The sequence below is a fragment of the Streptomyces chartreusis genome (assembly GCF_008704715.1).
Taxonomy (GTDB): domain Bacteria; phylum Actinomycetota; class Actinomycetes; order Streptomycetales; family Streptomycetaceae; genus Streptomyces; species Streptomyces chartreusis.
Genome location: NZ_CP023689.1, coordinates 8,830,804 through 8,843,678 on the forward strand (window position 1 = coordinate 8,830,804; position 12,875 = coordinate 8,843,678).

A 12,875-nucleotide genomic window follows, 5' to 3' on the forward strand; every position below is an offset into this window, starting at 1 on the left:
GGTGCCGCAGCGCGTGCGCAGCGGCACCGCCGGGTCGCGTAGTGGTCGGATCCAGGTCGTGCTCTCGAAGCAGGGCAGGCAGGTGACGCGGTGCCCCGCGCCAGACGTGGACATCAACGCGGAGCGGGTCCTGAAGGTGGATGCCGCGACGGTGATGTCGAGCACCCCGCCGCGACCGGACCAGGCAGGTCTTGGCCAAGGCTGCCCGCGCTGGGGGCACCACGGCCTCTATCCGGCCGCCCTCGGCCAGTGGGTTCCCAGGCGGCGATCTGAGTCCTGCGCCCCGCGACCAGGCCGCGCACAGGAGCGAGTCTTCTACGCGAGACCGCGGCCAGGGACGTCGGCATCCTCGCGCAGGGCGATGCGGGCGGTGATGCGTTTGCCGACCGGCTCGGGGTGGATGGCCAGGTTCTCGGTGACGGCCTGGACGATCTCAAGGCCGTGCTGGCCGATCCTGCCGGGATCCGCGGCCCGAGCAGCGGGAATGGTGGGGTCGCTGTCCCACACCACGATGTCCACGGCATGAGCGGTGATCCGTAACTCCATCAGTACCGGGCCGGGAGCGTACTTGCGGGCATTCGTGACCAGCTCGCTCACCACCAACTGGGTGAGCTCCAGGACCTGCTGCGAGACCGGAAGGCCGTGCCCCTCCTGAGCCTGGGAGAGGAATTCCGTGGCCCGGTGGCGGGCCTCGGCGATGCTGGTGCCGCCCCCTTCCAAGGCCAGGGCAGTCTGCATCACCCGACAGCCGCTCCCCGCAGTGTCGTTTCCTCCCGCGTTCGATCCCATCGCGGTGTGCCCTCATTCCCCGTGTCAGACTTCCGCGCGTACCCCGGAAATCATCAATAACTCCTTGCTCTTGACGCTCCAGTAAACCGGTGGCTCGGCTCTACGGGATAGCGGCCGGGTGTGCCAGGATCACCTGCATGACTGACGGACGAGAAGGACGAACCGAGCGGGCTGGGCAGCCGGGGCGGCTGTCAGTCCAGGCCACCGTCAGCGACGGCGTCCGCGTGGTCACTGCGGCAGGGGAGATCGACTACGACACCTGCGAGGAGCTCCATCAGGCCCTCGAAGCCTCCGGCTCGCTGCCGCCGCGCGTGGTCGTCGACATGCACCAGGTCACCTTCATGGACTCCAGCGGCATCAACGTCCTTCTCGCCGCCTACCGCACCCACAACACAGCCGGCGGCTGGCTGCGCCTGGCCGGACCCACCGGCGCGGCCAAGCGGGCCCTGCAACTGGTCGGCCTCGACACCGTCATCGACTGCCACGAGACGCTCAACCAAGCACTCAACGCCTGAGAATCCGCATCCAAAGGCTGCCCGGCAGAGGCGGCGGTTCGCGGCCTCACCATCGCCGACGGCGGCCAAGAACCTCTCGCATCAATGTCAGCTCATAGCGTCCGAGCCATGACGAACACGAGTACGATCGCGAACACGACCGGCGCCACACATTCAACCTCGACGTGAACCTCGTCGACAGCCTGCGTCGCCTGCGCACGGACCGGATCGACCTGCTGCATCTGCACCGCCTCGACCCCGCCTATCCCATCGCCGACCAGGTGGGCGCGCTGGCACAGCTGCAGCAGGAGGGGAAGGTCCGGCACATCGGCTTGTCCGAGGTGACCGTCGAGCAGTTGGAGGAAGCGCGGCGCACCGCCCCGATCGCCGCCGTACAGAACCTCTACAACCTGGCGGCCCGCGACCACGAGGACGTCGTCGACCACACGGCGGCGCACGGTATCGCGTTCCTGCCGTTCTTCCCCGTCGCCATGGGCGGCCACGCGGGCCTCGACAGCCCTGTTGGCGCCGTGGCAGCGGAGCTCGGCGTCACCCCGGCGCAAGCAGCACTGGCCTGGCTCCCGCAGCATCCACCCAGTTTGGTCCCGATCCCGGGAACGGGCTCAGCAGCTCATCTCGCCGAGAACATCGGGGCGTTGGGGGTGGCGCTGAGCGCCGACCAGTTCAACGCCCCCATGCAACCGGGCCGGCACAACCGCACCTTCTGAATTGGCCTATGGGGCCCTGCGTGTTGTGAAGCCGACCGTTCCCACTTGGCCGGAACCGTGCCTCTCAATAGGCATGCGACACATTGACCGCACAGTGCCACCGCGGTTGCATGCTTGTGGCCCTTCGGTGGGGAACCGGGGGAGCAGGGCTATGTCGTTGCCTTAGGGGGAAAGTGCGGGGGAATATGAATTGGCGTGCCGTCAGACGTGTACGAGCCGTCTTGAGCGCCACGGTCGTGGTCTGTGCGGTCACGGCGGTGCTGCCCGGAGCCGCTTCGGCCGAGTCCATGACCGTGGCGGGCGTTGCGAGCGACAGCGGTGCCGGAGTCGAACGGATCAGTGTCGCGACCGACGGCACCCAGGGCGACGGTGACTCCGCCGGCGCCACGATCACGAGTGACGGTCGGCGTATCGCCTTCTCGTCGTCGGCGAAGAACCTCACACCCGCCAACCCGGGGACGGGGGAGAGGGTGTTCGTCCGCGACCAGCGGACGAGTCAGACCACGCTGATGAGCACCCTCACCTCCCCGATCCAGCGCCCGGTGATCAGCGCTGACGGGCAATACGTTGCGCTGTGGGGGCTGTTGTTCAGAGACACGAAGACATTCCTGTCCCAGGTGAGCTCGGGGAGCACGATCGGCATCAACTGCCCCGGCCTCAGCTGCAGCCAGCCATCGCTGAGCGCGGACGGCCGCTACATCGCCCAGGCCGCCACCTTCAACCGACCGCCGTCCCGGCAGCGTATCGAGGTACGGGACTGGCGGTCCGACACCACGCAGACCGTCGCCGAGTTCGGCCACACCGTGTCGGCGCGGCCGTCCATCAGCGGCGACGGCCGCTTCGTCGCCTACCAGGACGGCCAGGCGGAGGACGTCTTCGTGTGGGACCGGACCGGCGGCGCCGCCTCCGGCCCGATCGAGGGCTCGTCCAAGGCGGCGACACTCGTCCAGCTCACCAAGGACGGCCGTAAGGTCGTCTACCTCTCGGGCTCCGACACCTACGTCCACGATGTGAGCTCAGGCACCGACCAACTGGTGCCGAACGTACGGGGCGTGGCCATCGATCCCACCGGACGCTATCTGCTGTACACGCCACTCGACACGAGCGGACCGTCGCTCACGCTGCGCGACCTGGAGGCAGGCACCGACGAGATCGTCTCGAACCAGCCCGCCTCGGCCGGGACCGACGCGGTCAGCGCCGGCGGACGTGACGTGGTCTTCCAATCCACGGCCGACGACATCGTGCCCGGGGACACCAACGGCAAGTCGGACGTGTTCCTGCGCCGCTTCTACTGATCGCCCCGACAGCCAGGATCTCCACCCTGCACCGGGGAGAGCTGAATCTGGCCAGTGCGAGCCTCACCTGGTCGACGCGGCGGTTCTGAGTACGGAAGGCGTGGCTGAGGTGCCTTCAGCGAACAACTCTCGATGAGGCGGCGGGATGGATCCTCTCCGCGGGCCGTCACCAGTCGGCAGTGGCCCGTGGATTGACCTCGCAGCGAGCGATCTGGTCCAGGTGCCCCGTACCGATACCGGCAATGGCCACCCGGTCGGTTGCGGTGTCCTTGGCGGGCACCGGCACCTGAGCCGAGGTGGTGATCATGGTGAAGCCGTGTGCGTCCTTGAACGTCATCTTCATGGTGAAGACGGCGTCGCGTTCGTTCGGATTCCTGACTTCGACGGTGGCGTACGGGTCGTCCGAGCTCGCGCAGCTGACGAGTACCGCGGTGCCGTCTTTCAGGGGCTGGGCCGTTTCGCTGGAGGGGGACGCGGTGGGGGTGGGACTGTCGGTGGGCTGTGAGCGCTGCGTATCGCCGCCGCTGCCACCGGTAGGCGTCCGCGAGTCTTGCGCGTCGCTCTCGGACGAACTGGCATCGCTGCGGCTTCCGTGACCACATCCCGACGAGAACCCGGTCAGGGCCAGTACGACCATCGCTGCCGCCGCTGTGAATCTGAGCCTGCGCCCCCGCATGTACATGCCGCCACTTTACCCACGGGCGTCCCACCTGCCCCGATGGCCGTCTAGCGGCGACCCGTTGCGCCCGACATCCCGGCGCCGTCGGCCCCGCAGAAGGTCCCGCGTCGCTGCTTGACCGATTCTCGGGTGTGCCGTTTTTGCAGCTGTCGAAGCGGCCACACCGCCGTCCTCCGCTCGCCGGTGGTGTCGACGACGGACGGCTCGGGGAATTGCGGTCGTCCCAGGCCGAGGTCGGCCAGGGTGAGGGTGCGCGACTGGCCAGTGGTGTCAGTCTCGGCCGGGCGGCATCGCCGCTGGCGGCCTGCGCGATCCGCTCGGCGGTCGCGACCATGGCGGCAGGGTCCTTCAGCCACTGCTCCCTGCCGGCCAGGTGACCGGCATCTCGACAGCGGGCTCCGGTGCGAGCAGGTCCAGGCTCTGGGTACGGACGAACCCACCGACGGGGTCGACGATGACGCCGAACTTGTCGCCGCCGAGAACGTCGGGCAGTAGCGCGGAGTCGACGATGATGACGGCGACCGCGAAGACGGGATCGATCTCATAGTCCTGCGTCGACACGACCCGTGCCTGATCGCTCACGTACGCGGAAATGGGCCATCCATGTGTCGGCAGCTCGGGCGGCGCGAGTGCCTCGGCGGTGGAGCCGGTCCTGGAACCGCTCGGACGACAGTCGCCCCTGCGCCCAGATGACCAGCTTGCCGTCCGGTGCTGTCGCGTCCGGCATCGGCTTCGTTCCCGGATTCGATCTCCGGGAACGAAGCCGACCGGCTCTTGCCCCGCCGGGAGTGCAGCACTACAGGGGCTCGGGCCGGCAAAGGCCGGGGTACGTGCTGGGCTGCTGACGCAAGTCCAGGCAGCGCAGCTGGAGACCGGGCTGCCCGGATCCCGTGTCGAACGGCCTGGTGTCGCAGTAGCCCACCGTCCGCAAGGGATCTCATCCAATCCGGCGGTGCCGGGGACACGGCCGAACCCGGCGGTGCCGCCGTACGGCCGAAGTATCTCCGGCCAGTACCGGGAATCAGGCCGCGACGAGCTCCTGCTCGCGGTCCGGCGTCTTGACCTTGGGCTTCTTGTTCGGCAGCGAGAGCCGGAAGACCTTGTGCCACGCGGAGAAGACCTGCTTGGGCAGCGGGCCGGTGACGTACTCCAGCTCGTACTTCTCGAACAGCGCGCGCACCTTCACCGCGACCTCGGCGTACCGGTTGCTCGGCAGGTCCGGGAACAGGTGGTGCTCGATCTGGTGCGAGAGGTTGCCGGTCATGAAGTGCATGGCCTTGCTGCCGCTGATGTTCGCCGAGCCCATCATCTGGCGCAGGTACCACTGGCCGCGCGTCTCGCCCTTGATCGACCGGCGCTCGAAGACCTGCACGCCCTCGGGGAAGTGCCCGCACATGATCACCGAGTGGGACCAGATGTTGCGGACCAGGTTCGCGGTGAACGTGGCGGCGAGCGTGGTGAGGAACGACGGGCCCGACAGCAGCGGGTGGATCACGTAGTCCTTGAGTACCTGCTTGCGGATCTTGCGGCCCACGGCCTTGGCCCGCGCGCGGAACTCCGGGTTCTTACGGCGGCGCTTGTGCAGGTTCTTGCCGAGCTCCAGGTCGTACGCTGCGATGCCGTACTCGAAGAAGCAGGCGTTGATGAAGTTCCACAGCGGCTGGCCGAGGTGGATCGGGTGCCACCTCTGGTCCTCGTCGACGCGCATGATGCCGTAGCCGAGGTCGTTGTCCTTGCCGATCACGTTGGTGTACTTGTGGTGCAGCTCGTTGTGCGAGTGCTTCCACTGGTCGGACGGCGAGACGTGATCCCATTCCCAGGTGGTGGAGTGGATCTTCGGGTCCCGCATCCAGTCCCACTGGCCGTGCAGGATGTTGTGACCGATCTCCATGTTGTCCATGATCTTCGCCACGGACAGCCCGGCGGTGCCGATCAGCCACGCGGGCGGGAAGAACGAGAACAGCAGCACGCCCCTGCTGACCAGCTCGAGCTTGCGCTGCGCCGAGATGACCTTACGGATGTAGGCGGCGTCCTTCTCGCCACGGCTGGCGATCACCTCGTCGCGGATCGCGTCCAGCTCGCGGCCGAGCTCCTCGATCTGCTCCGCGGTCAGGTGGGCGGTGGGGTCGATGGCGGTCAAGGTGCTCCTACCGTTCGATGTCGCAGGGGCCCGCGGCGGCGGACACGCAGGTCTGGATGAGGACGCCCGGTTCGGCCTCGGTGATCTCGCCGGTGCGCAGGTCGCGGACGGCGCCCGCCTTGAGCGGCGAGGTGCAGCCGAAGCAGATGCCCATGCGGCACCCGGAGGGCATGAGCACGCCGGCCTCTTCGCCGACGTCCAGCAGCGGCGTGGCGCCGTCCGCGTCGACGGTTTTGCCGGTGGCGCTGAACGTGACCTCGCCGCCGTCGCCGGCGACGACGACGGTGGGGCGGAAGCGTTCGGTGTGCAGGTGCTCCGGGACGCCGTGCTCGCTCCAGTGCTTTTCGGCGGCGTCGAGCAGTCCCGCGGGCCCGCACGCCCAGGTCTCGCGCTCGGCCCAGTCGGGCACGAGTTCGTCGAGACGGGCGATGTCGAGCATGCCGTCCGTGTCGGTGTGCACCTCGGTGAGCCGCAGCTTCTTGTCCTCGACCAGGGCGTGCAGTTCGTTGCGGAAGATCACGTCCTGCGGCTGCGGCGCGCAGTGGACCATGACGACGTCGTCGAACTCGGTGTCGCGCAGCATGCCCATCACGGGCGTGATGCCACTGCCGGCCGTCAGGTAGAGCACCTTGGCGGGCTTGGCCTGCGGCAGTACGAAGTCACCGGTCGGCTGGTCGAGCTGGATCAGCGTGCCAGGTGTCGCCCTGCGGACCAGGTGGTTGCTGACCTTGCCGTCCGGGATCGCCTTCACGGTGATCGTGACGCGGCCGTCCTGGCGGTTCGTCGGCGAGGTGAGCGAGTAGGCACGCCACAGGCGCACGCCGTCGACGTCCACCCCGATCCGTACGTACTGACCGGCTGTGTGGCCGCGCCAGCCCCGTCCCGGCCTGATCACGATGGTCGCGGCGTCACCCGTCTCGGGGTGCACGGCCTCGATACGCCCCCGCAGGTCAGCGCCCGCGCGCAGCGGGCTGACCAGGTCGAGGTAGTCCGACGGCAGCAGTGGCGTCGTGACCATCTCCAGCAGTTTCCACGCCCTGCCGCGGAGGGCTGTACTCGTCATGGCTCCAGCTTGCTGCGCCTCAGGGCGTAAAGTCCTGACCGTAGGACGTAAATCTGATCGGCTGAATTGTTCGCAGGGAATAAAAAGTGAGCCATGTGATCCGGAGGGCCAGCGAACTGGCCTTGGATGAGACGACGGTCACAGCAGTTCGGGCTGCGCTGAGGGCCACCGCCGACGAGGTCGTCCAGGCGATCATCGACGAGGTCCCTCCCTATGCCAACGCCCTCTCGGGCCGCATGGGTGGCACCATCCGCCGAGCCGTCCGCACCGCCCTGGGGCACTACCTGGACCTCGCGAGCGGGAACGCCACGGGCGCCGACGGCGGTGACGCGGCCTACGAGCTGGGCCGCGGCGAGGTGCGCGACGGCCGTTCGATGGACGCCCTGCTCAGCGCCTACCGCGTCGGTGCCCGCGTGGCCTGGCGATGCCTGGCAGAGGGTGCCGTATCCGCAGGTCTGCCCGCCGCCGAGGTCGCCAAGTTCGCCGAGCTGACCTTCGCCTACATCGACGAGCTCTCCGCCGCGAGCGCAGCGGGCCACGCCGACGAACTCGCCGCCCGGGGCAGGGCCCACGAGCGCCACCTGGAACACCTGGCCCGCGACCTCCTCGCCGGCGCGAGCCCGGACGCGCTGCTGGTCTCCGCTCAACGGGCCGGGTGGCATCCTCCGGCCTCGCTGACCGCGGTCCTGCTGCCCGCCGCACAGGCCCGGCCTGCCTACCGCGCGCTCGACCCGAGCACCCTCGTCCTCGACGATCTGCCGGACGCCACCGGTGTGCTGCTCGTCCCCGATGCCGACCGATCACATCTCTTGCGGCAGCTGACCGGCCGCGCCGCCGTGGTCGGCCCGGCCCGGCCATGGACCCGTGCGTCCGCCTCGTACGCACGAGCCGTACGCGCGCGCTCCCTCTCCCCTGACATACGCGACACCGAGGACCACCTGCCCGAGCTGCTGCTGAGCGCCGACGCGGACGCGTTCGCAGACCTGCGTGCCCGAGCCCTCGCACCGTTGCGGACCTTGCCCGTCGCGACCGCACGGCGGCTGGAGGAGACGTTGCGGGAGTGGCTGCTGCACCAGGGCAGGCGGGACGAGGTGGCGGCGGCGTTGTTCGTCCATCCCCAGACGGTTCGGTACCGGATGTCGCAGCTGCGGGAGCTGTTTCCGGATCTCGCATCGCCAGACCGGGTCCTTGAGCTGACGCTGGCGGTGGGTCTTCGGGCCGGCTGACGCGTACTTCGACGGTCCACTACCCCGTACACGCGCCGCCAGAGCCGCGGCATCAGCACCGCGCCGATTACTGATGAGGCTCTTGCCTTCGGCAGGATGGGGTCTATGAGCGAGATCCGCACCCCCCGCCTCCTCCTTCGCCCTTGGCATGACGACGACCTCGTGCCCATGGCGGACATCAATTCGGACCCGCAGGTCATGCGCTGGATCGACGACGGCGCAGTGCGCGACCTGGACCACACGGCCGAGGACATCGAGCGGTGGGAGGAGGAGTGGGACGAGGAGGGCTTCGGCCTCTTCGCCATCGAGCTGCTGGCTTCTGGTGAACTGGCCGGTTTCACGGGGCTCTCCGTGCCTGAGTTCCTGCCGGAGGTACTGCCCGCCGTGGCGATCAGCTGGCGGCTCGGCGCACAGTTCTGGGGCCAGGGATACGCGTCCGAAGCAGCGCAGGCCACGCTGGAGTTCGCGCTCCAGGACCGCGGCCTTGACCGTGTCATCAGCATCAACCAGATCGGTGACAATGCCTCCGAGAACATCAGCCGCAAGCTCGGCATGGTGCCGGAACAGGTGACGGCACACCCGGTGTACGGCTATCCGCTGCGCGTTCACAGCATCGATCTCACCGAGTTCGAGGCATAACCCGGCTGCTCTCAGGCGAAGCCACGGTCAGAGCAGGGAGCTGCGTCACCTCCGGGCGAAAGTCGATTCGGCCCAGCCGGATCAATGCCGTACAGTTCTCCGTACCGACGCGGGGTGGAGCAGCTCGGTAGCTCGCTGGGCTCATAACCCAGAGGTCGCAGGTTCAAATCCTGTCCCCGCTACTCACACATGAAGGCCCGGTATGCACCGGGCCTTCATTGCGTCTACGTCAGGGCGAACCCGATCCGGGCCGGACGCGAGGTCGTCACGACCGGGCAGGGCACGCTCATCGACCCGCAATGGGGCCGCGACACCCAGCTGTCACCCCTCCTCGCTGGCCTTACTGATCTATGAGCTGGTGGGGCGCTTGGCGTCGGGAGGTACTCAGAGTCCCGCCGACCGCCGATCAGCCGGTTCAGCGATGCTTTCCCAGTTCCAGCGTCGCCTGTACTGGCAGATGGTCGCTCGGTAGCCGGCCATTCATTGCGAAGGTGTTGATTGCCGCCCAGTGTGTGGTCACCCCGGGGGTGGTGAGGATCCAGTCGATGCGCTGGCCACCGGGCTCCGGCGGTCGGAAGCCGTTGAACGTCCCATACAGGGGACCCCGTGCAGCCGCCGCGTCCCAGGTGTCCACGAGTCCGAGGGCCAGCATCGCGTCGTAGACCCGGTTGTCGTGTGCTGCGACGTTGAAGTCGCCGGTCACCACGACCGGCAAGGCGCTGTCGAACGCGGCGATCGTCTCGCCGATCAGCTCCACGGAACGCTCGCGCGCGTCCTGGCTCCGATGGTCCAGGTGGGTGTTGAGGACGTAGAACTCCCGCCCCTCGCGGGCGAGATCGCTGAACCGGACCCACGTCACCACACGCGGCAGGTCCGCACCCCAGGTGTTGGAGGCGATCACGGACGGCGTGTCGGAGAGCCAGTAGTGGTCGAATTGGGCAGGCTTCAGGCGCTCGGTGTCGTAGAAGACTGCCACGAACTCGCTCTTTCTGCCGCCCATTCTGCCGATGCCGATCCAGTCGTAGTGCGGGCCGATGTCCTTCTCGATGCTGCGCAGCTGCCGGTAGCGACCCTCCTGAGTACCGATGACGTGGGGGCGCTCGCGGCGCAGCAAGTCCCGCATCACCGGGCGCCGCACGGCCCAGCGATTGCTGCCCGTGGCGTGGGCGACCTTCAGGTTGTACGTCATGACGCTCAGAGCCCCCGGCTGTTCGCCGGCCGAGGCGCGCGAGGTGGACCCGTCGGTGGCGAGCAGCGGTACGGACATGGACGTGGCCGCCGCCGCGGACTCTGGCCTCTCGAGGCGCGTGTCTCTTATGTCGTCCGGCACATGATCTCCTCCTCTTGGGAACCAGGATGCGGGCGTGTGCTGGACTACGGAAGAAGATGACCGCCTCGCTTGAAGGGATGCGTAGTCAGCCTTCCGCTGGAAAGCTCTCCGTTCTGCGCTGGTGCTGTGACCGCATAGGTTCGCCGGGTCGGGGTTGCAGCGGTTGGATGTGTGGTGACGTCCGATCCGACCGCTGGAGGCTCGGTGGCCGAGCCCGTCCGTGTGCGCAGACTGACCGACCAGGAGGGACAGAAGCTGCAGCAGATCGTGCGCCGGGGCAGCACCAGTTCGGTGCGTTACCGACGCGCGATGATGCTGGTGGCCTCGGTCGGCGGGAAACGGGTGCCGGTCATCGCCCAGCTGGTCCAGGCCCACGAGGACACCGTCGAACCACCCCAACCACACCGATTGGCATCCGCTGGGGCGGCAGGACCCGCTCTCGCCGCATGTTCAGGCAACCCGGCGAACGTTCTAGGTCAGCACCACCTCAGCCGCGGGTCTGTCTGGACTACTTGACCAGCCGGAAGGCGGGGTGCCGGGCCCAGCCCCTCAGGAACTCCGCTGTTCCCAGCGCCATCCAGTCGTCGTCCGCGATCCCCGACACCCCGGGCAGGTCAGCGACGACCGGCGCCTGTCCGTCCAGCAGCTCGGCTTTGGCCACGCCTCCGATGACGTCCATGACAGCGGCGGTCAGCAGGGCCGTAGTCACGTGGTCGATCTCGCGATTGCAGCCGGCGCTGACGTTGACGGCATGGGTAGGCCTGAAGCCGAGGATGGCCTCCACCTCGGGTTCGTCCGCGTGCTCAGCCTCGAAGGTGCTCTCGTCGCCGACACCCGGCCCCATCAAATAGACCAGGAAGGGCCGACGCCAGTCCTCGCGCTGCGGATTGAATCCCACAAGTGCCGCGAGTTCCTTGTCCGCGGTGGCGTTGCCGAGGAGTGGAAGCGGGAACGGCTTTCGCCAGTGCTCCTCTCGGCTGTCCTCGATGCCCAGGCGCTCTGCGGGCACGTTGACGTCGAAGAATCCGGGCCGCTTCTCGTCGAAGTGGGAGGACAGCCCCACCATCAACGCGCGGAACTCCCGCAGCGCAGCGGGGGAGAGCGGCTCCGCCAACTCGATCACCAACGTCGGACCAGACATGCTGGGAGCCTAGTTTGATCGGCTCCGCGACCGCCCGAAATTCCTCCGACACCGAGTCCAGCCTGGCCGTGAGCCGACGTCGCCACGCCGGCGGACCAAAGCGGTCAGAGCACTAGCGGGGTCCTGGTCGCCGTAGCGTTGGCACGGCCGGCCCGGGGAAGGGAGCGGTGCCTGAAGGACCCGGCCGCCATGGCCGCGACCGCCGAGCGGATCGTGCAGGCCGCAGGCGGCGATCCCGCAGCCGGCCAGGTGACCGGCATCTCGACAGCGGGTGATTTGCCGCTCATGGGGTGAGGACGATGCGGCCCTCGGTTGTGTGGTTCTCGAGTCGTTCATGTGCGGTTGCCGCGTCAGCCAAGGGGAGGATTTCGATCTCGGTGTCGGCCAGTCCGCCCGCGACCGCCTTCAGCGCGGCCTCTGCGGCGGGCTGAACGGCCTCGGGGTGGGCCGGGACATAGCTGCCGGCGTTGAAGCCGGCGACGGTGATGTTGCCCTGCCAGATGCGGTTGCCGTCGATGCCGTGGTCCCAGTCGCCGCTGGCGTTCCCGACCAGCAGGAGACGTCCTGACGGTGCGAGCAGGTCCAGGCTGTGGGTACGGACGAGCCCGCCGACGGGGTCGACGATGACGTCGAACTTATCGCTGCCGAGCACGTCGGGCAGCTGCGCGGAGTCGACGATGGTGTCGTACGGCAACTTGCTCGCGGCCGCCGCGCCCATCCGCCCGGAACGGACCGTGCCTACCACCCGGGATGCGCCCAGCTGTCGGGCGATGCCGGGGAAGGCGGCGGCCAGCCCGCCAAGCGCGCCGTGGATGAGGACGCTTTCCCCTGCGGACATGCTGATGGCGCGGGTGAGCGCGATGTGGGCCATGAGCGCGTTGGGGACGGCGGCGACCGCTAGGGCGGGATCGATGTCGTAGTCCTGCGTCGACACGACCCGTGCCTGGTCGCTCACGTACAAGGACGCGTATCCGCCTGTCCCGTGGGCGGACAGCGACACCACCTTCTCGCCGACGGCGAAGCCGGTGACGCCCTCACCGAGTGCGCGCACGGTGCCGGCGACCTCAAGACCGGGAACATACGGCGGCTGCGGCAGCCCGGGGGCGTCCTTGAACAGGCCCTGTCGCAGGTAGACGTCGATGAGTCCGACGGCGGCATGGGTGACGTCGATCGCGATCTGGCCGGGCCCAGGGGTGGGATCCGGCAGATCGGTGACGGTGAGCACGCTCGGTGCGCCGAACTGGCTGGCTTGTACGGCCTTCATGGTGGTCCCTTTCAGATTTAACGCACGTCGTGATGCGGTATCGCGACCGTACCACCGTGTCGTGGTTAGCGCATCTCGATGTGCGTT

General features: G+C 68.2%; 13 protein-coding genes, 1 tRNA gene and 1 pseudogene. 7 read left to right on the forward strand and 8 right to left on the reverse strand.

Annotated features, from left to right (window positions below; genetic code table 11):
* Positions 1 to 315: 315 nt before the first annotated feature.
* Complete coding sequence (locus CP983_RS39160) at positions 316 to 789, reverse strand: ATP-binding protein (RefSeq protein ID WP_150505006.1); 474 nt, start codon at positions 787 to 789, stop codon at positions 316 to 318.
* Between the two features lie 137 nt (positions 790 to 926).
* On the opposite strand from CP983_RS39160, the gene CP983_RS39165 reads away from it, so the two are divergent.
* From CP983_RS39165 to CP983_RS39175, 3 genes are all read left to right on the forward strand, one after another.
* Positions 927 to 1,304: an STAS domain-containing protein gene (locus tag CP983_RS39165; protein ID WP_150505007.1), complete on the forward strand. Its 378-nt coding sequence runs from the start codon at positions 927 to 929 to the stop codon at positions 1,302 to 1,304.
* A gap of 164 nt (positions 1,305 to 1,468) precedes the next feature.
* Positions 1,469 to 2,011 carry an aldo/keto reductase gene (locus tag CP983_RS39170; protein WP_150505009.1) on the forward strand — a complete coding sequence of 181 codons (543 nt, stop codon included), beginning with the start codon at positions 1,469 to 1,471 and terminating at the stop codon, positions 2,009 to 2,011.
* Between the two features lie 221 nt (positions 2,012 to 2,232).
* The gene (locus CP983_RS39175) at positions 2,233 to 3,306 is read left to right on the forward strand and encodes a hypothetical protein (RefSeq protein WP_229914820.1); all 1,074 of its coding nucleotides are present in this window, start codon (positions 2,233 to 2,235) and stop codon (positions 3,304 to 3,306) included.
* Positions 3,307 to 3,472: 166 nt separating this feature from the next.
* Here CP983_RS39175 and CP983_RS39180 read toward each other — a convergent pair whose 3' ends face one another.
* From CP983_RS39180 to CP983_RS39195, 4 genes are all read right to left on the reverse strand, one after another.
* Positions 3,473 to 3,988 carry a hypothetical protein gene (locus tag CP983_RS39180; RefSeq protein WP_150505013.1) on the reverse strand — a complete coding sequence of 172 codons (516 nt, stop codon included), beginning with the start codon at positions 3,986 to 3,988 and terminating at the stop codon, positions 3,473 to 3,475.
* A 345-nt stretch (positions 3,989 to 4,333) separates the two neighbouring features.
* On the reverse strand, positions 4,334 to 4,567 hold the full coding sequence (locus CP983_RS44525; protein ID WP_189748834.1) for a hypothetical protein: 234 nt from the start codon (positions 4,565 to 4,567) through the stop codon (positions 4,334 to 4,336).
* A gap of 439 nt (positions 4,568 to 5,006) precedes the next feature.
* Entirely contained in the window at positions 5,007 to 6,125 is a 1,119-nt protein-coding gene (locus tag CP983_RS39190; RefSeq protein WP_107911476.1) for a fatty acid desaturase family protein, read from the reverse strand.
* A gap of 7 nt (positions 6,126 to 6,132) precedes the next feature.
* Positions 6,133 to 7,188: a ferredoxin reductase gene (locus CP983_RS39195; RefSeq protein WP_150505015.1), complete on the reverse strand. Its 1,056-nt coding sequence runs from the start codon at positions 7,186 to 7,188 to the stop codon at positions 6,133 to 6,135.
* Between the two features lie 86 nt (positions 7,189 to 7,274).
* Here CP983_RS39195 and CP983_RS39200 point away from each other — a divergent pair, with 86 nt between their 5' ends.
* The 3 genes from CP983_RS39200 to CP983_RS39210 all read left to right on the forward strand — a co-directional run bounded on the left by CP983_RS39200 (position 7,275) and on the right by CP983_RS39210 (position 9,235).
* Positions 7,275 to 8,414: a PucR family transcriptional regulator gene (locus tag CP983_RS39200; RefSeq protein ID WP_150505017.1), complete on the forward strand. Its 1,140-nt coding sequence runs from the start codon at positions 7,275 to 7,277 to the stop codon at positions 8,412 to 8,414.
* Positions 8,415 to 8,519: 105 nt separating this feature from the next.
* A complete protein-coding gene (locus CP983_RS39205; protein WP_150505019.1) occupies positions 8,520 to 9,053 on the forward strand; it encodes a GNAT family N-acetyltransferase in 534 nt (177 codons plus the stop codon).
* 108 nt (positions 9,054 to 9,161) lie between these two features.
* Positions 9,162 to 9,235, forward strand: a tRNA-Met gene (locus CP983_RS39210).
* A 233-nt stretch (positions 9,236 to 9,468) separates the two neighbouring features.
* Here the strand turns inward: CP983_RS39210 and CP983_RS39215 are convergent.
* Positions 9,469 to 10,383 (reverse strand): endonuclease/exonuclease/phosphatase family protein, encoded by a 915-nt coding sequence (locus CP983_RS39215; protein WP_373309837.1) that lies wholly within the window; start codon positions 10,381 to 10,383, stop codon positions 9,469 to 9,471.
* A 204-nt stretch (positions 10,384 to 10,587) separates the two neighbouring features.
* Here CP983_RS39215 and CP983_RS44890 point away from each other — a divergent pair.
* A pseudogene (locus CP983_RS44890) lies at positions 10,588 to 10,770 on the forward strand (IS630 family transposase); the annotation flags it as partial.
* Between the two features lie 121 nt (positions 10,771 to 10,891).
* On the opposite strand, the gene CP983_RS39225 reads toward CP983_RS44890, so the two are convergent.
* Positions 10,892 to 11,524, reverse strand: coding sequence for a DUF6368 family protein (locus CP983_RS39225; RefSeq protein ID WP_150505023.1), 633 nt, complete (start codon positions 11,522 to 11,524; stop codon positions 10,892 to 10,894).
* A 283-nt stretch (positions 11,525 to 11,807) separates the two neighbouring features.
* Positions 11,808 to 12,788 carry a quinone oxidoreductase family protein gene (locus tag CP983_RS39230; protein WP_150505025.1) on the reverse strand — a complete coding sequence of 327 codons (981 nt, stop codon included), beginning with the start codon at positions 12,786 to 12,788 and terminating at the stop codon, positions 11,808 to 11,810.
* Positions 12,789 to 12,875: the final 87 nt, after the last annotated feature.